The sequence below is a fragment of the Roseivirga spongicola genome (assembly GCF_034376045.1).
GTDB classification, from domain to species: Bacteria; Bacteroidota; Bacteroidia; order Cytophagales; family Cyclobacteriaceae; genus Roseivirga; species Roseivirga spongicola.
This window is the reverse complement of sequence record NZ_CP139724.1, coordinates 232,366-251,613: the sequence shown is the minus strand read 5'-3', so window position 1 is coordinate 251,613 and position 19,248 is coordinate 232,366. Positions and strand designations below refer to the sequence as shown.

At 39.3% G+C, this 19,248-nt stretch carries 23 protein-coding genes; 15 read left to right on the top strand and 8 right to left on the bottom strand.

Annotated elements, in window-relative coordinates; all coding sequences use genetic code 11:
- Window positions 1-10: 10 nt before the first annotated feature.
- The 3 genes from T7867_RS01160 to T7867_RS01150 form a co-directional block, all read right to left on the bottom strand.
- A complete protein-coding gene (locus T7867_RS01160) occupies window positions 11-943 on the bottom strand; it encodes a DUF6252 family protein (protein ID WP_322299759.1) in 933 nt (310 codons plus the stop codon).
- 620 nt (window positions 944-1,563) lie between these two features.
- Complete coding sequence (locus T7867_RS01155) at window positions 1,564-1,917, bottom strand: hypothetical protein (protein ID WP_322299758.1); 354 nt, start codon at window positions 1,915-1,917, stop codon at window positions 1,564-1,566.
- A 59-nt stretch (window positions 1,918-1,976) separates the two neighbouring features.
- The gene (locus tag T7867_RS01150) at window positions 1,977-2,651 is read right to left on the bottom strand and encodes a pyridoxamine 5'-phosphate oxidase family protein (protein WP_322299757.1); all 675 of its coding nucleotides are present in this window, start codon (window positions 2,649-2,651) and stop codon (window positions 1,977-1,979) included.
- Window positions 2,652-2,777: 126 nt separating this feature from the next.
- Here T7867_RS01150 and T7867_RS01145 point away from each other — a divergent pair, with 126 nt between their 5' ends.
- Together T7867_RS01145 and T7867_RS01140 are read left to right on the top strand one after the other, a co-directional pair.
- The gene (locus T7867_RS01145; protein ID WP_068219512.1) at window positions 2,778-3,122 is read left to right on the top strand and encodes a YciI family protein; all 345 of its coding nucleotides are present in this window, start codon (window positions 2,778-2,780) and stop codon (window positions 3,120-3,122) included.
- 58 nt (window positions 3,123-3,180) lie between these two features.
- On the top strand, window positions 3,181-4,440 hold the full coding sequence (locus tag T7867_RS01140) for an RNA polymerase sigma factor (protein WP_068219515.1): 1,260 nt from the start codon (window positions 3,181-3,183) through the stop codon (window positions 4,438-4,440).
- A 93-nt stretch (window positions 4,441-4,533) separates the two neighbouring features.
- Here the strand turns inward: T7867_RS01140 and T7867_RS01135 are convergent, their stop codons facing one another.
- Complete coding sequence (locus tag T7867_RS01135; RefSeq protein WP_273515723.1) at window positions 4,534-5,940, bottom strand: amidohydrolase family protein; 1,407 nt, start codon at window positions 5,938-5,940, stop codon at window positions 4,534-4,536.
- A gap of 243 nt (window positions 5,941-6,183) precedes the next feature.
- Between T7867_RS01135 and T7867_RS01130 the strand changes: the two genes are divergently transcribed.
- The 3 genes from T7867_RS01130 to T7867_RS01120 all read left to right on the top strand — a co-directional run bounded on the left by T7867_RS01130 (window position 6,184) and on the right by T7867_RS01120 (window position 7,929).
- Window positions 6,184-6,606: a response regulator transcription factor gene (locus T7867_RS01130; RefSeq protein ID WP_273515724.1), complete on the top strand. Its 423-nt coding sequence runs from the start codon at window positions 6,184-6,186 to the stop codon at window positions 6,604-6,606.
- 197 nt (window positions 6,607-6,803) lie between these two features.
- On the top strand, window positions 6,804-7,322 hold the full coding sequence (locus tag T7867_RS01125) for a DUF4199 domain-containing protein (protein ID WP_273515725.1): 519 nt from the start codon (window positions 6,804-6,806) through the stop codon (window positions 7,320-7,322).
- 4 nt (window positions 7,323-7,326) lie between these two features.
- Window positions 7,327-7,929, top strand: a complete 603-nt coding sequence (locus T7867_RS01120; protein ID WP_273515726.1) for a DUF1684 domain-containing protein — start codon at window positions 7,327-7,329, stop codon at window positions 7,927-7,929.
- A 32-nt stretch (window positions 7,930-7,961) separates the two neighbouring features.
- Here T7867_RS01120 and T7867_RS01115 read toward each other — a convergent pair whose 3' ends face one another.
- Entirely contained in the window at window positions 7,962-8,711 is a 750-nt protein-coding gene (locus T7867_RS01115) for a DUF5995 family protein (protein ID WP_273515727.1), read from the bottom strand.
- 86 nt (window positions 8,712-8,797) lie between these two features.
- Between T7867_RS01115 and T7867_RS01110 the strand changes: the two genes are divergently transcribed.
- The 8 genes from T7867_RS01110 to T7867_RS01075 all read left to right on the top strand — a co-directional run bounded on the left by T7867_RS01110 (window position 8,798) and on the right by T7867_RS01075 (window position 15,066).
- On the top strand, window positions 8,798-9,298 hold the full coding sequence (locus T7867_RS01110; protein WP_273515728.1) for a GbsR/MarR family transcriptional regulator: 501 nt from the start codon (window positions 8,798-8,800) through the stop codon (window positions 9,296-9,298).
- Between the two features lie 9 nt (window positions 9,299-9,307).
- Window positions 9,308-9,748 (top strand): hypothetical protein, encoded by a 441-nt coding sequence (locus tag T7867_RS01105; protein WP_273515729.1) that lies wholly within the window; start codon window positions 9,308-9,310, stop codon window positions 9,746-9,748.
- The gene (locus T7867_RS01100; RefSeq protein WP_273515730.1) at window positions 9,745-10,656 is read left to right on the top strand and encodes a TIGR01777 family oxidoreductase; all 912 of its coding nucleotides are present in this window, start codon (window positions 9,745-9,747) and stop codon (window positions 10,654-10,656) included. Before T7867_RS01105 ends, T7867_RS01100 begins: the two co-directional genes overlap by 4 nt.
- 30 nt (window positions 10,657-10,686) lie before the next feature.
- Window positions 10,687-11,052: a hypothetical protein gene (locus T7867_RS01095; RefSeq protein ID WP_322299756.1), complete on the top strand. Its 366-nt coding sequence runs from the start codon at window positions 10,687-10,689 to the stop codon at window positions 11,050-11,052.
- The gene (locus T7867_RS01090) at window positions 11,045-11,962 is read left to right on the top strand and encodes a polyketide cyclase (RefSeq protein ID WP_322299755.1); all 918 of its coding nucleotides are present in this window, start codon (window positions 11,045-11,047) and stop codon (window positions 11,960-11,962) included. The genes T7867_RS01095 and T7867_RS01090 overlap by 8 nt, the downstream gene beginning before the upstream one ends.
- Before the next feature lie 72 nt (window positions 11,963-12,034).
- Window positions 12,035-13,927, top strand: coding sequence for a sensor histidine kinase (locus T7867_RS01085; RefSeq protein ID WP_322299754.1), 1,893 nt, complete (start codon window positions 12,035-12,037; stop codon window positions 13,925-13,927).
- A complete protein-coding gene (locus T7867_RS01080; protein ID WP_273276989.1) occupies window positions 13,924-14,361 on the top strand; it encodes a response regulator in 438 nt (145 codons plus the stop codon). Before T7867_RS01085 ends, T7867_RS01080 begins: the two co-directional genes overlap by 4 nt.
- Before the next feature lie 57 nt (window positions 14,362-14,418).
- Window positions 14,419-15,066 carry a response regulator transcription factor gene (locus T7867_RS01075; RefSeq protein ID WP_322299753.1) on the top strand — a complete coding sequence of 216 codons (648 nt, stop codon included), beginning with the start codon at window positions 14,419-14,421 and terminating at the stop codon, window positions 15,064-15,066.
- Here the strand turns inward: T7867_RS01075 and T7867_RS01070 are convergent.
- Complete coding sequence (locus T7867_RS01070; RefSeq protein WP_322299752.1) at window positions 15,063-16,130, bottom strand: hybrid sensor histidine kinase/response regulator; 1,068 nt, start codon at window positions 16,128-16,130, stop codon at window positions 15,063-15,065. The two genes, T7867_RS01075 and T7867_RS01070, sit on opposite strands and share 4 nt — an antisense overlap.
- Window positions 16,130-16,573 carry a response regulator gene (locus T7867_RS01065; RefSeq protein WP_322299751.1) on the bottom strand — a complete coding sequence of 148 codons (444 nt, stop codon included), beginning with the start codon at window positions 16,571-16,573 and terminating at the stop codon, window positions 16,130-16,132. The genes T7867_RS01070 and T7867_RS01065 overlap by 1 nt, the downstream gene beginning before the upstream one ends.
- Window positions 16,574-17,022: 449 nt before the next feature.
- Here T7867_RS01065 and T7867_RS01060 point away from each other — a divergent pair, with 449 nt between their 5' ends.
- Entirely contained in the window at window positions 17,023-17,493 is a 471-nt protein-coding gene (locus T7867_RS01060) for a hypothetical protein (RefSeq protein ID WP_322299750.1), read from the top strand.
- Between the two features lie 228 nt (window positions 17,494-17,721).
- Here T7867_RS01060 and T7867_RS01055 read toward each other — a convergent pair whose 3' ends face one another.
- Window positions 17,722-18,729 (bottom strand): VWA domain-containing protein, encoded by a 1,008-nt coding sequence (locus T7867_RS01055; protein WP_157717584.1) that lies wholly within the window; start codon window positions 18,727-18,729, stop codon window positions 17,722-17,724.
- Window positions 18,730-18,842: 113 nt separating this feature from the next.
- On the opposite strand from T7867_RS01055, the gene T7867_RS01050 reads away from it, so the two are divergent.
- A complete protein-coding gene (locus T7867_RS01050) occupies window positions 18,843-19,247 on the top strand; it encodes an OsmC family protein (protein WP_068219568.1) in 405 nt (134 codons plus the stop codon).
- Window position 19,248 lies beyond the last annotated feature (1 nt).

The window sequence follows — 19,248 nt, the reverse complement described above, 5'->3', positions numbered from 1 at the left end:
GTTATATGGGTTATTCGGACATAAAGAATTTAAACACTACTCCATCATCAATTCTTGAAAGAGTAAGCTCGTTGTGATTAATTGTATAGGAATAAGAATTGCCTTTTAGGTTACCAATAATTGAGCTTTTTAGCTCTGTCTCGGCAGGTGTTTCGTTAACAAAATGGGTGAGATGGTTATCAGCAAAATCTATTGTGCCGCCATCTATATTGTAGCCTAATGTTTTGACGTTTTTAATACCGAAAATATTCATGTGCTCATCACCTTCAGAGAATGAAATACTCACACCGGCAGACCAAGAGGTGCAAAGTGGTGAGGCAATTATTTCTCCTGAGCTATCATAGGCGGCTGAAAACTTCCACCAAGTGTCGTTTAACTGGATGTTTTTTACTGAAGTATCCACTTCAAAATCCATTTTACAAAAGTTGGAAGTGGTGATGAGAACATCGTTAAGTATTCCGTTGGATATAGCGATGCTCGGTTGGTTGTTCACAGAGGTAGTTGTAAAGTGGAATAGACCCGAGAGTGTTTGGTTGGTTAAATCGAACGAGGTTACTTTGAAAACCCCACAGTCAATTTGTGAAGAAGTTGAGTTTTTCAAATCTGTAACTTCTCCAGAAAATTCTAATTGATCTACTCCATCATTTTTGTAGAGCGCCTGTGAAGGGTTTGGAATAGTTACTGAAACACTGTAATCGCTATTAAAAGCTCTTATGTGGAGATTGTTGTCGATGAACTGGGTATGAAATTGCCCGTTTTGAGGAGTTATTTGTGTGCCTTCTAATTCTAGAGAGAAATTAGAATTTGCTTGAGTAGTGTTGATGTAGCTTGAACAAGAGCTTTCTAACTCCTCGAGCTCATTTATGTTTTGTGTTTCGCTCTCATCGCATGCTGCTAAAAGAAAAAACAACCCTATTCCAATGAGTATATAGTGCGTTTTCATAATTAGTTTAGTTTAAATAGGTTGGTTTAAATACAGTTGAAAATTGTGTAACCCCTTAGTTTTAATTGTTTAAAGTACTGAATGTTTGATGAAAACAGAAATTATATATGTTTCTGATTGATAACGATAAATGATGAAATAGAAACAGTTCCTAAGGCTTGGTTAAGCTTATCATTTCTATAAATTTTAATCGATATCGTATTTTAGACACCTTAACCTATCATTTGCCAGCCATTAAGCTCGCGAAATTGGCTCTTTAGATATACCTTATTTTGATTCTCCAATTGAAAAAGCGACCAACATCAAAACTATCGAAGTAGCCAAACGCTTCTAAGTACATCTTTAGTCGATGGTCACGCTGATGTTGGGTTGCCACCCTCAAGGGTGAGATGTTCTTTAGACTGATTATGTCCATACAGATGTCATCATTGCAGGGATGAAAAGTGACACAATTTTTTGATAGACAGTAACCTCTTTGTTGCTGACAAGTAGTCATGTCGATTGCAAATCGACTTCTCAGCAGTCCTCGTTCGAAACGAGGGCTAGTTAGGTATATCTTCAGTCGATGGTCACGCTGATGTTGGATTCCTACTCTCCAAAATGCAAGAAAAAGAGCTGTCTTATCTTATTCCAATTACTTGATCTAATTGACCTGCCAAGAGAAACTTATCGGTTGATATTTCATATTCATTTTCAAGGTACAATAGGGCAGCATTCAAAGAAGAGAAAGGCTCCAGTTCTTTGCCATGCAAATTATCAGGTTCCATACTTGAAAAGTCATAAATGCTTGTTAACCCTTCATCGCTTTCATCAAATTTTTCGAAGAATAATAGGTGAAGCCCATGTCTATCCTTTTGTAGAGAGAAGTATCTATAACATTTGAAGCCTTGATAATAGAATTCACCAATGAATTGCTCAACTTCTTTTCCACTATTCAGCAGAGGGACTATTTCAGATTCATTTAAGTACCTCATAAATCTTAAGTCGCATTACGCAATACTTATGTCTCAATACTCATATCCCAATACCCTTTCTACCCCCGCTTCACCGAATTATTCGAAAACCTAAAGTTCTTTGCTGATTCTGGTTCGGCTAAACCCGGTTTGTTGTCTGAGTTAGCTACTAGTTTTCCAGGTTGAACCTCTAGTTCCAAAACGCCAGCCCAGATATCTAAATCCATGTCGGCTGCTTCATCTGCAACTTCTACTTCTCTGACTTTAGCAGAAGCATCCTCAATGTCTATTGCCATCACTAATGTAGCATCCAATTCTTTTTGGTTTGGGATTCTGGCTTCATTCCATCTTCCAGCAATGATGTTTTCGGTGATAATCTCCAAAGCTTCCATTTTTTCATCATCAGCTTCAATTAATCTGGCTTTCCCAAAAACATTGACCGAGCGGTAATTTACGGAGTGATGGAAGACTGATCTAGCCAACACCAAGCCGTCTAAGTGAGTAACATTCAAGCTTACTTTTTCTTGTTCCAGAAGAGCAAGCATCATTCGGTTTTTGAGCGATCCATGAATAAGTATAGAATCTTCTTTTCTGCCATAGGCGGTTGGAATGACAATAGATGTTCCTTCGAAAACATACGGAATATGGCAAATGAAGTGTGAGTCTAAAATTTTATAGACTTGCTCCTGATCATATCGGGCTCTTTTCGAACCACGAACAATTTTATTGATGGGCTTCTTTTCGAATGTTTTCATGTATTGACCTTTCTCTCATAAAGTTGAAAAGTTTTCTCTAATTTCTGTCCCGAATACTCAAAACGTTCGTCAAACCCACAAATCGCGATTTTTAAAACGAATTATCAACTCATAATTTTTAGAACAATGCAAAAGTATTTATACCTGTTTAGAGGTGGTGACGCCAGAATGGCGGAAATGTCTCCTGCCGAAGTAGAAGCTCATATGGATGAGTGGAGAGTTTGGATGGAAGGCCTAGCCGAAAAAGGTCAACTCATCGATGGTCTTCCATTGAAAGCTGAAGGTAAACAAGTCTCTAAAGGTGGTTCAGTGGTAACTGATGGCCCATTTGCCGAAGGTGCTGAAATAGTTGGAGGTTATCTTATGGTCAATGCTACTTCACTAGAAGAAGCGACTGAAATGTCCAAAGGTTGTCCGATCCTCGATGCTGAAGATGGCCACGTTGAGGTTAGGGGAATTGCTGATATGTAAACTCAATTTTTCAAGTCATTCCTGGGTTTGGCTAAAAAGCTGCAAATTGACTTCGGGAATGACTTTTTTTATGCCTACTGCAGTCAATCAAAAGCTAGATCATCTTTTTCGCCATGAGTATGGTAAGCTGGTTTCCATGTTCGCTAATAAGTATTCGCCTGAGCTGATTGACACCATAGAAGATGCGGTGCAAGAGTCGCTGTATAAAGCGGCTAAGCTTTGGTCTTTTCAGCCCATGCCAGATAACCCTTCGGCTTGGCTGTACAGAGTTGCGAATAATCAAATTATCGACTATCTGAGGAAGGACAATCGGTCTGTTTCATACGACTTAGCCATTTCTACCAATCATATTGAGGAGGAGGAAAACGTACTTCCGGAGGAGAGGGCAATTGTTGATGATCAGCTGAGAATGATTTTCGCTTGTTGTCATCCGACCATGAAACCAACGGAGCAATTGATGCTCAGCCTTAAACTCCTTTGCGGTTTGTCTGTGAAGGAAATCGCTCGGGCTTTTTTGAAGCAGGAGGAAGCGACTAAAAGAGCCATTACTCGAGCTAAAGTTAAGTTTAGAGAGGAAGTGGGGGAGTTGAAAGTACCAATTGGTGCCGACTTGGAACAACGTTTGGAAGCGGTGTTGCAAGTCATTTATCTACTTTTCAACGAAGGTTACAAGGCAACAGAGGGGAACCAACTGATAAAGCAAGAGCTTTGCGAAGAAGCAATACGACTAGCCTTCTTACTAACCAATGAGCCAAGTTGTGACAATGGAGAACTGAAAGCACTCATTTCTATGATGCTGCTCAAAGCAGCTCGTTTCCCTGCTAGAATAGATGAAGCAGGAAATCTCCTGACTTTGGAAAAACAGGATAGAACCAAATACGATGAAGACCATATCAAATGGGGCTGGCAGTTTTTGCACGATTCATCAAAGTTTGAGGGCTCATCGGTTTATCAGTTGGAGGCGGCTATCTCTTGCTATTACACCACTGCGGCATCCCATGAAAAGACAAACTGGAAAGCTATTTTAAGCTTATACGACACACTTGTTAAGTTGAAGCCAGTGCCTGTGGTTCAAATGAGCAGAGTCCTTGTTTTGAGTAAGGTGAAAGGAGCAAGTTTCGCTCTAAACGAAATGGAAGGTCTAGAAGAAATTATAAATGGGAATCAGTCTTTTCTGGCTCTTAAGGCTGATTTATATGCTGAAATTGGTGATTGGTCTGCTGCCAGAGTTCATCTGCAAAAGTCCATCAGTCAGGCTTTGAATATTACAGAAAGAAGGTTTCTGGAAAAGAAGCTCCAGAGTTGGATTGGTAAATAGCCTTCTGTCATTCCCACGTAGGTGGGAATCTCAGTCGTTTGCGGAATAATAGGGAGATCCCTGCCTGCGCAGGGATGACAGCGTAAACCAAAACTACTTCTTCCTCACACTCTCCAGCATAGCATCCATATCAGACTTTGTATAGACCTTACCCTGAAGTACCATACCACTAATGTTCTTGCTGTTGCTAATGTCTTCCAGCGGATTGTCATTCAGAATTAGCAAATCGCCAGACTTGCCTGTTTTTAGACTTCCATAGAAACTATCCACTTCAAGAAATTTTGCGCCATTTATTGTAGCAGCTTTGAGAGCTTCAATTTCTGGAAGCCCCGCATCTACCAAAGCTTTGAGTTCCCCATGAAGTGATTCGCCCGGATAAACGTAACTATTCGAAGCGCCACAATCGGAGCCAGCTAGCAGTGTCACACCAGCCTTATGCAGTTTCGGCACAAGATTTACGAAAGTATTGTTGAGATCAATTCGCATTTGAGTGAACTCTTCATTGGCGTTCAACGCACTTCTAATTCTTCCCTGATAGGTGTCGATAATACCATCGCCAACATAGTTCAAATATTGGTCATTGGCGTGGTCTACTTCTTTTAAATAAGTGAGAACATTGCCGATATAAAGCGTAGGAGTAACATAAGTGTTGTTATCTCTTAATAGGTTAAAAGCAGCCTGCTCTTGCTCCTTAGTTGTAGTAGCCATTAACCTGTTCATTGAGCCCCAGAAACTTGCTTTGCCAGCAATCACATCATCGGTGACTTCCTGTTCTTCGGTAGATGTTCCCTTAAGTACATAATAAAGGTGCTCCACGGAGCCTAAACCGGCTTCAACCGCTTCATTGAGCATTACGCTGAATGGCATGTGGCCAGAGGTTTTAATGCCTCTTCTTTTTGCCTCTTCCAAAATCCAGATGTAAGCATCGCGAGATATTCTGCTGTCGTAAAGTTTTACAAAGTCGGAACCCAAGTCGATTAATGAATCCACTGCCTGAACAGCTTCTTCTTGTGTGGTTACGGGGATAGATCCTGCCCATGTACCGCCAGGCCCATCTAGTTTAGGCCCAGAAGTGAAAATCTTAGGGCCTTTCATGTTTCCAGTTTCGATAGCATCTTGCCATTCGAAGATCTTTTGAGTCATATCACCACCAGCTTCACGAACTCCAGTAATGCCATTGGCAAGGAAGAGTGGAATAAGACTTTTGTTCTCTTCAACCAATTCTTCTCCACCTCGGAAATGAATGTGCATATCCCAAAGTCCGGGTATTACATATTTGCCATTGGCATCAATGGTCTCTTTTGCATAGTAGTCTTTTGCGTCATCATCCGAGATGAAGACAATTGTTCCATCATTGATTCCAATCATCTGATCAGACCAAATTTCACCAGTTTCGACATCAATTACTTCTGCATGAGTAATCAGAATGTCTACAGATTCTTTAGGCTGGCAAGCAATAATGGTTAATGCGAAAAGGAGAAAGAAAGCTCTGGTTTTCATAAGGTGGATTTTCTTAAAAGTAATTGAATTGCCACTTTTATTCAGACTGAATTTTTTGAGTGGAGGAAACAGAATTAATATTCTTTAGAACGTCATTCCCGTGAAAACGGGAATCTCATTGTTACCATGTTGTAGAAGATCTCTGCCCATGGCTGCGGCATATAGATGCACAGGGGATGTCAAGTAATTAAAAATTCTTAATTAGGATTCTGATTTGAGTCTCTTATAACTAGTTTCAAATTCATGTTTAAAGTCATCCTTCGTTTTGGTTTACTCATAGCAGCTTTGCTGATTCTTTTTCAGCTGAGCAAAATGTCTTTATTTATCCCTGAGATGTCGCAAGATCTAACCATTGGCCTTGTTGGAGCGGCATTCATTGGGCTAGGGGTTTATCTCGGTTTGAAATTTAGGAAAGTGGAGATTATAGAAGTAAGTCCATCGATAGAAATAGATCATGACAGAATTCAAAGTCTTGGTCTTACCGAACGTGAGATGGAAGTGTTACATCATATTGCTGAAGGTTGCTCTAACATTGAGATAGGAGAGAAGCTCTTCGTTTCTGAAAATACTATCAAAACGCATGTATCAAATCTATTTGTAAAGCTCGATGTAAAACGCAGAACACAAGCGGTTACTAGGGCTAAGGAGTTGAGGATTATACAATAACTCCGGTTATGCGTCATTCAGAGCAAAGCGAAGAATCTGTTTGTTGGGTGCGCAACTAGTGGAGATTCTTCAGTCGCTCATTTTCGATTAACATCAAAATGTTCTTCTTCTGAATGACGAGAATTCTGTAATTTCATACTAAAGTATGAGCCTTAATTACAGCAGAAAGGGCTGTTTTGAGAACAAAAAAACATCTGATGAAAAAACTGATAATCAAATTCGGACTTATTGGAGCCTCTTTAATAGTAGGTGTTCCGCTTCTTTCAATTGCTATTGTAGGGCTCGGCCCAGACAGTTTTGCAGTTGGTGAACTTATAGGCTATTCTACGATAGTTATTGCTATGCTGTTAATCATTGTAGCCCAACTTAATTATAGGAAGGAGCAAGGTGGGCAGCTATCATTTGGAGACGCTTTCAAAATTGGTCTAGGAATTTCAACCATTGGTGGCTTGGCATTCGGTTTGTACAATACGGTATATGTTTTGTTCATCGACCCTGAGTTCAACGAGAAGTATTTTGCGTATTCTATGGGTTTAGAAAGAGGAACTCCAGCATTTCAACAGCAATATGCCGAGGCGCTTTCTGGCAATAACTTTATGTTTTCCATAGAAGGGCAAGCTTTGTTGATGTTCTTAACTGTTTTTCTGATAGGCTTCGTGATAAGTATAATTGGAGGTCTTATTTTGCAACGGAAAGGGGTAGTTAAAACTGTATAGAGGCTTGAATAGATTAATTTTGATGATATCGCTAATCGCTATTCTTGGTGTGGCTCAAGCTCAAGAAGCTGATTATTTAAAGGAGATTAAGGTTTGGCAGGAAGATTTGAATAAAGAGTATCTAGACCCTGTTAAGTCGCCTTTATCTAAGAAGGAGAGAAAGGATTTCACGGGTCATTTATTTTATCCTGTTCAAGAGAGTTATAGGGTTGAGGCGAAATTTGAACCGACTCCAGATTCGAAACCTTTTCGGCTAGCTACTAGTACAGGTGGTGCAAAAATCTACAAGCGAATAGGGATTCTTCATTTCGAGTTACTTGGCGAAAACCGCACTCTTGAAGCTTATGTAGAGCAGAAAAGGTTCAGTTTACCTGGTATGCCGACCTATGTTTTTCTTCCTTTAGTAGACGAAACTACTGGCAATGAAACCTATGGTGGCGGACGATATATGCATTATGAAGGAATTCCTGAAGGAACAATCTGGACAGTAGATTTCAATAAGCTATACAACCCTTACTGTGCTTACAATGACAAATATGAGTGCCCGAAAGTACCTGATGCCAACTATTTACCTATAAAGGTAGAGGCAGGAATAAAGGGGTATTAAATAGTATTTAGTACATAGTACAAAGAATGAGACTAATTACCTTCGAGTGCCTTTGCAATTTTATGCACCTTCTTTCTTTCGAATACTTTAATAAAAGCAGCAACTAGTCGAAGGAACCTGCCGGGTTTCATAATGTCCTTACCTAGCCATGCAATGGAAAAATCCTGCTTTGATATCAAGGTTGGTCTTTGTGAAGCTTCTGCCTGATTATACTCATTGGCAAAATCCCAAGCACCGTCACGTGCGATTTTGATAGAAAAATCTACTAGTCTTTCATCTAGCTTGCCAGCTAGCAGATCCAATATTCCGATAACTGGAGAAATTCTACCAATTTCTTGCTGAACTCCTTCTACCATAGAAGCTAATAGAGAATTGATCTTGTAAAAGTCCGCTTTTAGAGAATCTAGATCAGAGTCTGCAATTTCCGCTGCTGCAATGCCAAGGTCTAGGTTAATGTGAGCATTAATGCCAACTAACAAGTGTTGTAGGGCTATGGGCCAAAAAGCATGTGCCTCATCAAAGGCTATTTGCCAAGAGTCTGTTGGTTTTTCTCCTGCTTTAAACTGCTGGTAAGCGGTTAGGTAACGATTAGCAAAAACTACATCGAGCTTTTCCATTCGCTCGTTGTCATCAAAGTCTTTTCTTTCAATGCCCTCCTTTACAGCAATGGTTACCTTTCTGTAGAGGATGGGGAAGAAGGCTAGTTTAGAATCGTCCGCCAGACACTCTTTGATTATCCTGTCTAGTTGGTCAATTACTTCATCAATTGTTTGTGCGTGCATGATTCAAATTAGTCAATCTCTTAATATTTATTAATTAAACTTTCAGAAAGTATTGAAAGTTAAAAACAAACTATTACCTTAGCACTATGCAATATGACAAAGCCAAAGATCAGTTCATTCAGGCATGGGGTACACTAGGGTCGGCCTGGGGTATTAACAAAGCCATGGGGCAGATTCATGCACTTCTACTAATTACAGAAGAGGCTTTAACCACTGAGGATATTATGGAAGAATTGAAAATATCCAGAGGTAACGCCAATATGAACCTGAGGTCTTTGATGGATTGGGGTATTGTTCAGAAAGTCTTAAAGCCAGGGGAGAGGAAAGAGTACTTCACCACAGGAAAGGATATTCTCGAACTGGCTAGACAAGTATCGAGAGAAAGGAGAAGGAGAGAGATTGAGCCAGTGATGCGAGTTTTGAATGAAGTACAAGAAATAGAAGGGGATACTCCTCAAGTGGAGCATTTCAAGAAAGTAACTAGTGATCTATCGGGTTTTACCAAACAAGTAGATGGGGCTCTGGATAAATTTATTCGCTCAGACAAAAATTGGTTCTTTCAAGTTCTGATGAAGATGATGCGCTAAAAATTTTGATTGAAACTTTCAGAAAATATTGAAAATAATAAAAGTATGGGAAATTATAGATTTTATACTGCGGTTATGAAGATCGTTTTCGGCCTAGTTTGTCTTTTGTTTTTACTGGCTTTTTTAAATGAAGATTTTAGTCAATTAATGTTTGAAGCCTTAATCATGATGCCATTGGGGATATTTCAATTAGCTGTAGGGTTTCATTTTATAACTACTCTAGAGAGGAGGAGTGAGATAGTAAGAGCAGGTGTTCGAGTTTATTGGTTTCTAACGTTGGGGTATTTCTTGGGTCTTTATATAGCCAGTAGATTCAAAGAAATTCATGAAGACTTTTACTGGGTTTATTTATTGGTAGTGCCTTGGTTTATAGTGGCTTATCAATGTTTTGTGGTTCAAAAATCTTACAAGGAAAGAACTAATTCTCAGATCAAATCGACTAAGTCATGAAAAGGAAAGTCGTCATTTTCGGAGGTACTGGATTCCTTGGGCTTTCATTGGCTGATTACTTGACAGACAGAAGTTTTGAAGTCGTTTTGGTTGCCAGAAAAAGAGTGGTTACTCAACACAAACTTCTACTGTGGGATGGTCACGGTCTTGGTGATTGGGCGGATGAGTTTAATGATGCCTTTGGGATTATTAACCTTGCCGGAAGGAGTGTTGATTGTGTAAAGACTCCTGATAACTGCGATTTGATTCTCCGATCTAGGGTTGAATCTGTCAGAATAATAGGGTGTGCTATAGCCCAGGCAAAAACGTGTCCTAAGGTCTGGGTTCAAATGTCTACGGCACATATCTATGGGGATCCACCATTTAAGTTTTGTGATGAGGAGGCTCCATTAGGGTACGGATTGGCTCCGGAAGTAGGAAAAGCATGGGAAACAGAATTTGACAAATATTTGAATAAAGAGACAAGAGGGGTGATTCTAAGAACTGGTTTCGTGATCGGTAAGAATGGAGGAGCACTTCAAAGCTTGTCCAGATTGGTGAGGTTGGGTTTGGGTGGAAGAGTGGGCACAGGTAAACAAGGCATGAGCTGGATTCATCAGACTGACTTCAACGAAATTGTATTTCAAGCTTTGATGAATCCTGGTAATAGTGGAGTTTATAATATCACCTCACCTAACCCTGTTTCTAACAAGGAATTCATGAAATCCTTGAGGAAGACGATGAAAGTTCCTTTTGGACTTTCAGCACCAGAATTCATCACCCGTTTGGGTGCTAAATATATTTTCAAAACAGACCCGGAATTGGCTCTCTATGGCCGCTTTGTTACACCGGATCGGCTTCTCGCAGAAGGTTTCAAGTTTAAGTTCCCTGATTTGAATCAGGCCTTACAAGATCTTCTGATGCAATAATTTCTAATCATCCATTTAAACAATACAATCATGAGTTACGCAATTACATCTTACGTTCTGTACTTAGTTTTAACCATTGGACTAACCATTTGGGTAGCATCAACTTTGTTCAAAAGTGGCAGAGTTTTTTTGGTCGATATTTTCTCCGGTAACCAGGAGTTTGCCAATAGTGTTAATAGGCTGTTGGTGGTTGGGTTCTACTTAATCAACTTAGGTTTCGCAGTATCATCTCTAGATGCAATAGGCTCTGTAAATGATCTATCAGACCTTTTCATTCGATTGTCTAAAAGAGTGGGGATAATCACATTGATTTTAGGCGGAATGCACTTCTTAAATATTTATGTATTCTTCCAAATTCGAAAAAGCGGGAAGGAAAACAGGCTTGAACATGCCTAAGGTTGGATTCAGGCATATTTGGGCAGACAGAAGCTTCCGTGTCTCAATAATTCAAACTACCGTTTTCCTTGGCCTAGGTATGTTGTTTTTACATCAGGGGTGGGTTGAATATGGTTGGGTAATGTTTCTGTGCTTTCCAGTGATACTCGGGCTTAGCTTGGGGATTCATCCGAATAAAAAGGCAATGTTTTATGGGGCCATTTTGGCCCTTGCCCTCTTTCTGTTTTTCATCATTATAGCGGGAATTGAAGGAATGGTTTGTGTGATTTTTTTACTTCCTCTTATTATTGTTCCGTTATTTCTGGGTGTAATTATTGTTCATCTGATAGAGAAATATCGTAAAGTTAGAGAGGAGGTAAGGGTGAGAGTAATTTGGTCTCCACTACTCGTTTTCATTCTAGCAGTGCCTTTAGAAAATGGCATGCTTCCAAATGAGCCACATGTAGAATTGGTTTCTACCGAAATCATATTGCCATACTCTGCCATCGAAGTTTTTGATGCCATCAAATCGGTAGATACGCTGTATGGTGCAAAGCCTTTTCTTATGAAACTTGATTTGCCCGTTCCCTTCAAGTGCATTTTAGAAAAGGAAGAAGTTAATGCACTTAGAGTCTGTTACTTCGAAGGAGGTCGAATTATTGAAAAAGTTACTGCCTATGAACCTGGCGAGCTGCTACAAATGGATGTGATAGACTATGAGTTGACGGGAAGAGTATGGTTAGGCTTTAAAGAGGCCATTTACACTTTTGATTCACTTGCGCCCGCCAAAACTAAAATGACCAGAACTACCACTTATACTTCTAAGCTGTATCCTAGAGCTTATTGGAGAGTTTTCGAAAAACTAGGCATTTCTCAAGAACACGATTATGTATTTCAAAATGTGCAAAGGAGCCTTATAGAACCTTTCTAAGTATGTAATCTATTTCTGGCAATAACGCTCATTTCTTTACATATTAAAGAATGTAATTTTCTATTATTGCCAATGCTCGAGCTCCTCCGACACGTTTTTGAGAACGACTTCATGCCTCATGGCCATTGCTATTTCTGGGAAAAAGACATCCTAATTCCCATAGTAATTGGCGATTTACTCACCTTTTTATCCTACATGACCATTCCAATACTACTTTGGAAGTTTGTTAAAAACAGAGAAGATCTGAGGTTTGGAGTGGTATTTAAAGCCTTTGCTGCCTTTATCTTTTTTTGTGGAATAGGCCACCTTATTGATGTTATCAATATTTGGGAGCCCTACTATAGGGTTTCTGCTATTGCAAAAATGTGTACGGGCTTGGTTTCCTTAGGTACAGTTTTAATGCTTTTCAAGCTGTATCCTAAAGCCTTGAAATTCCCTAGTATTTCTCGACTTGATAATATAAATGATGAGCTGAAGAGAAAAAACAAGGAGCTCGTTGAACTGAATGAGATGTATGACGATACCATGAAGGCAGTTCGGTTGGGCTATTGGCATCTTGATGTAGAATCAAATGAACTGTATTGGAGCGATGTAGTGTATGATATTCACGAGATGGAAAGAGGTTGTAATGTAGATGTAGCCTCAGCGTTGAACTTCTATCATCCAGACCATAGAGAGGTGATATCAGAGTTAGTTACAAATGCAATTCAAAACAGTGAACCTTTCGATGTTCAACTGAAGATTATAACCGCTTCACAAAATGAACTATGGGTAAGAGCTATAGGTAAAGCCGAATTGAAAGATGGAAAGCCTGTAAAGCTTAAGGGCCTCTTTCAAGATATTGATGATTTAAAGAGAAAGGAAGAACAGTTAACTCAAAATGAATCTGCTCTTAAAGAGGCAGAAGATTTGGCGCAATTGGGTAATTGGAGGTGGAGTTTTGATAGGCAAGAGCGCTATTGGTCCGATGGCCGATTTAAGATATTGGGCTACGAACCAGGAGAAATCGAACCTTCATTGCAAGTAGCTTTGGATTCGGTTCATCCTGAAGACAGAGAGCGGGTAGAAGGTACCATTAAGCAGGCAATTGAGAAAGATGAAGATTATGAATTGAGCTATAGAATTATCAACCAAAGTAATGAGGTGAGAATAGTCAAAGATAAAGGGGTCTTTGTCAACCTGCCACACACCAAGGGGCAATATTATGCTGGTATTGTAATGGATATTACAGATGAGTCTTTGAAGGAACAAAAGCTACAAGAGTCTCTTAAGGCACTAGAACGTTCAAACCGAGAGCTTCAAGACTTCGCCTATGTAGCTTCTCACGATTTGCAAGAGCCGTTACGTGTTATTACTAGCTATCTTCAGCTCATAGAGATGAGTTATGGTCATTTGCTCGATGATGAAGGCAAACTCTTTATAGAAAGTATTATTAAGGCCTCGGCCCGAATGAAGACATTGATAAATGACTTACTAGTACTTTCAAGGTTAGAAACAAAACAGAGAGATGCTGTTCCTGTAGACTTAAATAAGGTAATCAATGTAGTGAAGGAAGACCTGAGTCTAAAGATTATTGATTCCAATGCAGAGATAAAGCACCCCGAGTTGCCAGTAGTTTATGGTGATGAAGGTAGAATGAGACGGCTGTTCCAGAATTTTATTGGGAATAGCATTAAATTCAGAAGGCCTGATGTTGATCCGAAAATAGAAATTGAGTGGTCTGATGTGGGGGAGAAATATCAATTCAAGATAAAAGACAACGGAATTGGTATTAAAGAGGAGTATTTTGAAAGAATTTTTACCATTTTTCAGCGATTACACACTCGGGAAGAATATGAAGGTACGGGTATTGGTTTGGCTATTTGTAAGAAGATTGTGGATAAACATGACTCAACCATTCGAGTTGAAAGTGAATATGGTAAAGGAAGTTCCTTTATCTTTGAGCTAAATAAGAGCAAAGAATGAAAGAGGAGTTTAGAATCTTATTGGTTGAAGACAGTAAAGAAGATGTAATGCTCACTAAAATGGCATTTGCTAAATCTAAAGTAGATGCAATTATAGATGTGGTGAATGATGGTGAACAATGTCTGAAGTTTTTGAGAAAAGAGCCGCCTTATGAAAAAGCCGTTATTCCTGGGCTTATTTTGTTAGATCTTAACATGCCAAAGGTCGATGGTAAACAGGTGCTCGAAAGAATTAAATTCGATGAAAACCTGAAAACAATTCCCGTTGTAGTGCTTACCACTAGCCAAAACGAAAGAGATGTGGAAGAAAGCTACGAACGCTTTGCTAATAGCTACATTTCCAAGCCAATGGATTTTATTGAATTTCTTGACTTAGTTAAGCAGATTGAAAAATTCTGGTTCAAAACCGTTAAGCTACCGAAATCTTCTGAGTGAACTGGGTTAATTAGTTAAGCCCAGTTAAATTATTTTTGAACGAACTCATCAGCAAGAATGTCCGAAAAAGTTAGAATTCTCATTGTTGACGACCATACAATGATAAGGGTCGCCATTAAGAACTATTTCGTTAATGACGATCAGGTCGAAATAGTAGAGGAGGCTGTTAATGGGGAGGAAGCATTGGCTAGGCTTGTAGATGCCCAAATAGACTTAGTGCTTACCGATATAAGTATGCCAGTAATGGATGGTTATGAATTGGTTGGTAAGGTTAAGCTTAAATATCCAGAGCTAAAGGTTGTTGCTTTAAGCATGATTAACGAATCTCAGCAGGTCAAGAAAATGCTGGAGACTGGTGTACATGGTTACATTCTAAAAAACTGTGATAAAGAAGAGCTTAAGGCTGGCATTATTCAGGTTATGAATGGTGAGGACTATTTCAGTAATAGTGTTGCTCATGAAATTGTAGAATCATTGGCTAAGCGTAAAGGAGCCGAAGGTGCTTTAGTAGAAATTCCTCTTTCTCAGAGAGAAAAAGAAGTTTTAAGGTTGATGATGAAGGAGTATAGCAATGGAGAAATAGCTAACGAGCTTTCCATTAGTACAAGAACAGTAGACGCCCATAGGCGTAATTTAATGGAGAAAACTGGTTCTAAAGGGGTTGTAGGTCTTGTAATTTATGCTATTGAGAAAGGGTTGGTTTAGTCCTTTGGTTCATTTGATAGATTCTTCTCAAAAGAGATAAACACGTTTGTTCCCTTTCCTGGTTTAGAGTCTACTTCTATACTACCGTTATGCGCACTTACTCTGCTCTCAAGACTGGAGAGTCCGAAACAGTTTTTGTTTTCTTGCACTAAAGATTTGTCGAAGCCTTGTCCGTCATCTTCTACCATTAGTGAGATGTAATCTGGGTACTCTATTAGTTGAATAAAGATTGAATTGGCTTGAGAGTGTTTTAGCGCATTATTTACTAGCTCTTGCACTATTCTAAAGATGGCCAACTTTAGATTTACTTCAGGTTCATTTTCCAGATTTACTAAATAGTGAAAATGAATATTGGAGGCCTGCTCCATATCCTCCACTAAAGACTCAAGAGATTCCTGAAGTCTCATTTCAGTAATCACTCTCGGCATCAGCTTGTGAGAAATATTACGAATTTCGTCTATAGTTAATGAAAGGTTTTCAGAACATCTTTTGTAGTGCACTTGGCTTCTTTCATCAAACTCAGAAATGGTTTTTTGTAGCATGCCTAAACTCATGGATACCACCGTAAGGCTCTGAACTACTCCATCGTGTAGTTCTTTGGCTATTCTCGCTCTTTCGCTGTCTTGGGCTTCCAGCACCGAATCGATAAGGCGCTCCTTAGATCTGTTGTTTTCCAACATGAGCTTGTGTCTTTCAATAGAATATTGAATGGATTTCTCCAACAGCCTCGGATTGTATTCTCCTTTTACCAGATAGTCTTGAGCACCTTCTTGAATGAGCTTTCTACTGAGTTTTACATCAGATAAGCCAGTAAGGATTATTATTGGAATATTCCCCGCATTACGTTTAACCTTGAAAAAACTTTCTTCACCATAAGAATCGGGGAGAGATAAGTCTAGTAAAATAATGTCTGGAGTCTGTTGCTGAATTAGATCTAATGCTTCGGCAATTCGCACAGCCTCAAGTATCTTCCAGTCCCTCAGACTACCAAAAGACAAGAGTTTTTTGAGCAAAAACCTGTCATCGGAATTGTCTTCAATTAAGAGGATGGATTTATCTGACATTACTGTTTGGAGTTGTTTTTTGGAAGAATAGCCACTTTTAACCAGAAATCCACAATGCTTTTGGACATATTTGCTAATTCCGATAAGTTTTCTGGTTTATTAATGAAGCAACTAGCATGTCGTTGGTAGCTTTCGTCAATACGATTTTCATCAAAACTCGAGGTAAGCACAATTACTGGAATGGTTTTTAGTGTGCTATCGGCTTTCACAAATTCAAGCAACTTCAAACCACTGTCTTTTGGTAGATTCAAGTCTAATATAATTAGGTTTGGCTTAAGGGCATCTTCAAAGCCATTTTCTTTACGTAAATAATTAATCCCTTCTTCTACTGTTTCAACCACCTCAATATTCACTTCTAGGCTCTCGGCTTCGATGCCTCTTTTCAGAAGTACTATGTCTGTTTGGTTATCTTCTACTAATAAAATCTCTAAGTTCTTAGCCATTGCCTGCGTGCATTAAATTAAAGCAGATAAAAAAATAAAGCTTGAATTACTGTGACTCACAGAAGTCTGCAATTTTAGCTGTAATAAATATAAGATCATATCCTAAATAATCATTATGTATGTGTATAGCGTATTGTTGTGTGTAAACCACTCATCCCTGATTTTAGCCTTGCGGATCAATTTAAGTCCATGTAAATGAAGAAATAGGACAATTTATGGATACTTTCAGAATTCTATGATGGTATTCAAGATCTAGTTCTAATTCATAATCCATATCCTTCATTTACATTAAGATAGTTTTTTGTAGGTGTATCACCTAATTTACGTATTCAAGATGGTTTTTTATATCTGATAAATAGGAAATGTTCTGAGCATCTTTTTCATTCAATAAGTCAAGATGAGAGTTTAGTGCTCATCATTTGTATTATCTGGGGAAGAAAATGAGGGCCATGGAACAACCAAATATCAATCAGTCAACAGGAGCAGACACTGGGATATTTTCCTTGCAGCGTCAGTTTCAAGAGATGGAAGAGCTGAATGCAGCAATGAAGTGCGTAAAGCTGGATCTGCATAGTGTTAATACTATTCTTCAGTTTCTAAGTACCAATGGAGTGTCGGTGACCAAAAGGGGAGAGTTGACCTCCGTGGTTGGGCTTGTTAAAGTAGATATGAGCTTGTTAGAGAAAGGCTTGAGAGCTCTAACTAGGTGTTTAAACAGAAGGTCTCAAGGTGTACTTACTATTGAAGTAGAAAGCACTGAAAACGATATTAGTTTAGTGATTCCCACCTACGACTCCAGCGTAATAGAGAATTCTATTGTAGCTACTTATGCTGTTGAGGTTATAGAGAAGATGGGTGCAAAGGCTCACTTAAAGAAAGAAGCCATTTCCCTTACTTTTCCTATGAGCAAAGGGCAATAGGCTTCACTTAATCACTTTTATTGGTCACAAAAAGAGTTAAAACTATACACTTTAGTGCATTTCGCTTTAGCTTCTAAAAAGCACCCTGGAATTTATCATGTACAAATTTTGTTTGACGTCAATCGTAAATCTAATCCCGAAACTTTCGGGACGTACCTTTTCTAAGTCCGCCATTCAAAGTGACTTTCAGCTGCTTCTAAAACTATGGTGCTTTCAGTCCATGATGGTTTATTCTAGACTGCAACTTCCGTTGAAATCCGAAGCATCAAAAAAGGTGTTTGAACTACCTTTTAAGGCCCCTTTGTTAGCTTCAATTGTCAGCTGATTGCTTCCGTTTCTTTTGGGTGAGCAATATTCTAATAAATAATAGCTGTTCGCTTTTCCATTAATCAAGTCTCCTATTTCCTTAAACTTGTCTAATAGCTCTCCAATATTTACAGCCGAAACAAAGCTTGTTTTTCCAATAGACTTGAGTGTAGGCTCGTCAATCTCTTGTCCTAGCCCTATGGTGTAGATAGACATGTCTCTGTCGGCCTTTTTTACGGCTTCTAGCGCTTGTCCTTTAGTGTTTCTGTTTGCTTGGTCTGTTCCATCCGTGAAAATGACCACAGCGCTGCTGGCGATTTCATCTAATTGACGGGTTTGAGACAGCTTTTGCGAGGCCACTCCTATGCCCTGTATTACAGCACCGTAAAGGTTTGTTGAATTATCTGAGCTCATTTGAGCACTGATGTTATCAATGGCAGCTTTCAGCGTAGTTCGGTTGGTAGATGTGCCCTGTAACTGCTTAATGTTCTCTGAACCATCGAACCACCAAATCTCCATTTTTACCGCCTGAGCATTAACAGCACCTTCGCTAGGTACAACCTCATCTATAAAGCTCTTGGCGGCTGTTTTTAGTCCACTTAAACTTTCTCCTCCTAAAACACTTCCACTCAGATCTAACAACAAAGTGATGTGGTAGTCAAAAACTTGTTCATTGGGTTGGATCTTTCTTGTGGCTTCAAACTCAGAGATTTTCGCCCCGTTTTCATAAATGGTAAAGTCACTTTCCGATAAACCGGCAACTCCATTCCCTGCCCCATCTTCTACCCTGAAAAATACAGAGACGTTAGAAGGTAGGTTAACAAATTGATCTTCAATGGTTACCACTAGACCTGTGCTGGTATCGTCATTCCCTGAGCAGGAATAAACAAGGCATAAAAGCCCTGCTAGAAGTATTTTGAGGTTCGACATTTTCATGGTTCTTAGGTTTTGAGTATACCGCAAGAACAGAGAAACTTATTTCCGTATTGTGTGGTTGGGTGTGAAAATGATTTAATTTTGCATCCGTTTAGCAATTCAGCAATATGAAGACAACCACCACGTTACTTGGAGATTACGAGTTTGAATCGGTTAACCCTAATGGCAATAAGGTGCATATAGATATGCGTCCTGCAGATGAGAAGAATGGGCAATCGCCAACCGAATTACTTCTTTCTGCTTTGGCAGGCTGTGCCTCTGTAGATTTAGTGCAAATGCTAAAGAAGAGAAAAAAGACCGTGAATGGGCTTAGAATTGAGACTGAAGGTACTCGTCAAGAAGAGCAACCACGCTTTTTTACCCACATCAAATTGCATTTCATTCTTGAGTCTCCAGATGCTACCATGGAAGAGTTTACTAAGCTCGGACATTTGGCAGCCACAAAGTACTGCTCTGTTGCCGGAACATTGAAGAGTGAAGTTGAACACTCTTTCGAGATTATAAGAGACTAAG

What these genes read in the sequence shown, in the direction of transcription:
- T7867_RS01160 (WP_322299759.1), bottom strand. Translation starts at nt 943, where the DNA reads ATGAAAACGCACTATATACTCATTGGAATAGGGTTGTTTTTTCTTTTA.
- T7867_RS01125 (WP_273515725.1), top strand. Translation starts at nt 6,804, where the DNA reads ATGAAAAAACTGATAATCAAATTCGGACTTATTGGAGCCTCTTTAATA.
- T7867_RS01075 (WP_322299753.1), top strand. Translation starts at nt 14,419, where the DNA reads ATGTCCGAAAAAGTTAGAATTCTCATTGTTGACGACCATACAATGATA.
- T7867_RS01115 (WP_273515727.1), bottom strand. Translation starts at nt 8,711, where the DNA reads ATGCACGCACAAACAATTGATGAAGTAATTGACCAACTAGACAGGATA.
- T7867_RS01145 (WP_068219512.1), top strand. Translation starts at nt 2,778, where the DNA reads ATGCAAAAGTATTTATACCTGTTTAGAGGTGGTGACGCCAGAATGGCG.
- T7867_RS01150 (WP_322299757.1), bottom strand. Translation starts at nt 2,651, where the DNA reads ATGAAAACATTCGAAAAGAAGCCCATCAATAAAATTGTTCGTGGTTCG.
- T7867_RS01070 (WP_322299752.1), bottom strand. Translation starts at nt 16,130, where the DNA reads ATGTCAGATAAATCCATCCTCTTAATTGAAGACAATTCCGATGACAGG.
- T7867_RS01135 (WP_273515723.1), bottom strand. Translation starts at nt 5,940, where the DNA reads ATGAAAACCAGAGCTTTCTTTCTCCTTTTCGCATTAACCATTATTGCT.
- T7867_RS01110 (WP_273515728.1), top strand. Translation starts at nt 8,798, where the DNA reads ATGCAATATGACAAAGCCAAAGATCAGTTCATTCAGGCATGGGGTACA.
- T7867_RS01100 (WP_273515730.1), top strand. Translation starts at nt 9,745, where the DNA reads ATGAAAAGGAAAGTCGTCATTTTCGGAGGTACTGGATTCCTTGGGCTT.
- T7867_RS01155 (WP_322299758.1), bottom strand. Translation starts at nt 1,917, where the DNA reads ATGAGGTACTTAAATGAATCTGAAATAGTCCCTCTGCTGAATAGTGGA.
- T7867_RS01090 (WP_322299755.1), top strand. Translation starts at nt 11,045, where the DNA reads ATGCCTAAGGTTGGATTCAGGCATATTTGGGCAGACAGAAGCTTCCGT.
- T7867_RS01080 (WP_273276989.1), top strand. Translation starts at nt 13,924, where the DNA reads ATGAAAGAGGAGTTTAGAATCTTATTGGTTGAAGACAGTAAAGAAGAT.
- T7867_RS01095 (WP_322299756.1), top strand. Translation starts at nt 10,687, where the DNA reads ATGAGTTACGCAATTACATCTTACGTTCTGTACTTAGTTTTAACCATT.
- T7867_RS01055 (WP_157717584.1), bottom strand. Translation starts at nt 18,729, where the DNA reads ATGTCGAACCTCAAAATACTTCTAGCAGGGCTTTTATGCCTTGTTTAT.
- T7867_RS01060 (WP_322299750.1), top strand. Translation starts at nt 17,023, where the DNA reads ATGGAACAACCAAATATCAATCAGTCAACAGGAGCAGACACTGGGATA.
- T7867_RS01065 (WP_322299751.1), bottom strand. Translation starts at nt 16,573, where the DNA reads ATGGCTAAGAACTTAGAGATTTTATTAGTAGAAGATAACCAAACAGAC.
- T7867_RS01085 (WP_322299754.1), top strand. Translation starts at nt 12,035, where the DNA reads ATGCTCGAGCTCCTCCGACACGTTTTTGAGAACGACTTCATGCCTCAT.
- T7867_RS01130 (WP_273515724.1), top strand. Translation starts at nt 6,184, where the DNA reads ATGTTTAAAGTCATCCTTCGTTTTGGTTTACTCATAGCAGCTTTGCTG.
- T7867_RS01050 (WP_068219568.1), top strand. Translation starts at nt 18,843, where the DNA reads ATGAAGACAACCACCACGTTACTTGGAGATTACGAGTTTGAATCGGTT.
- T7867_RS01140 (WP_068219515.1), top strand. Translation starts at nt 3,181, where the DNA reads ATGACTTTTTTTATGCCTACTGCAGTCAATCAAAAGCTAGATCATCTT.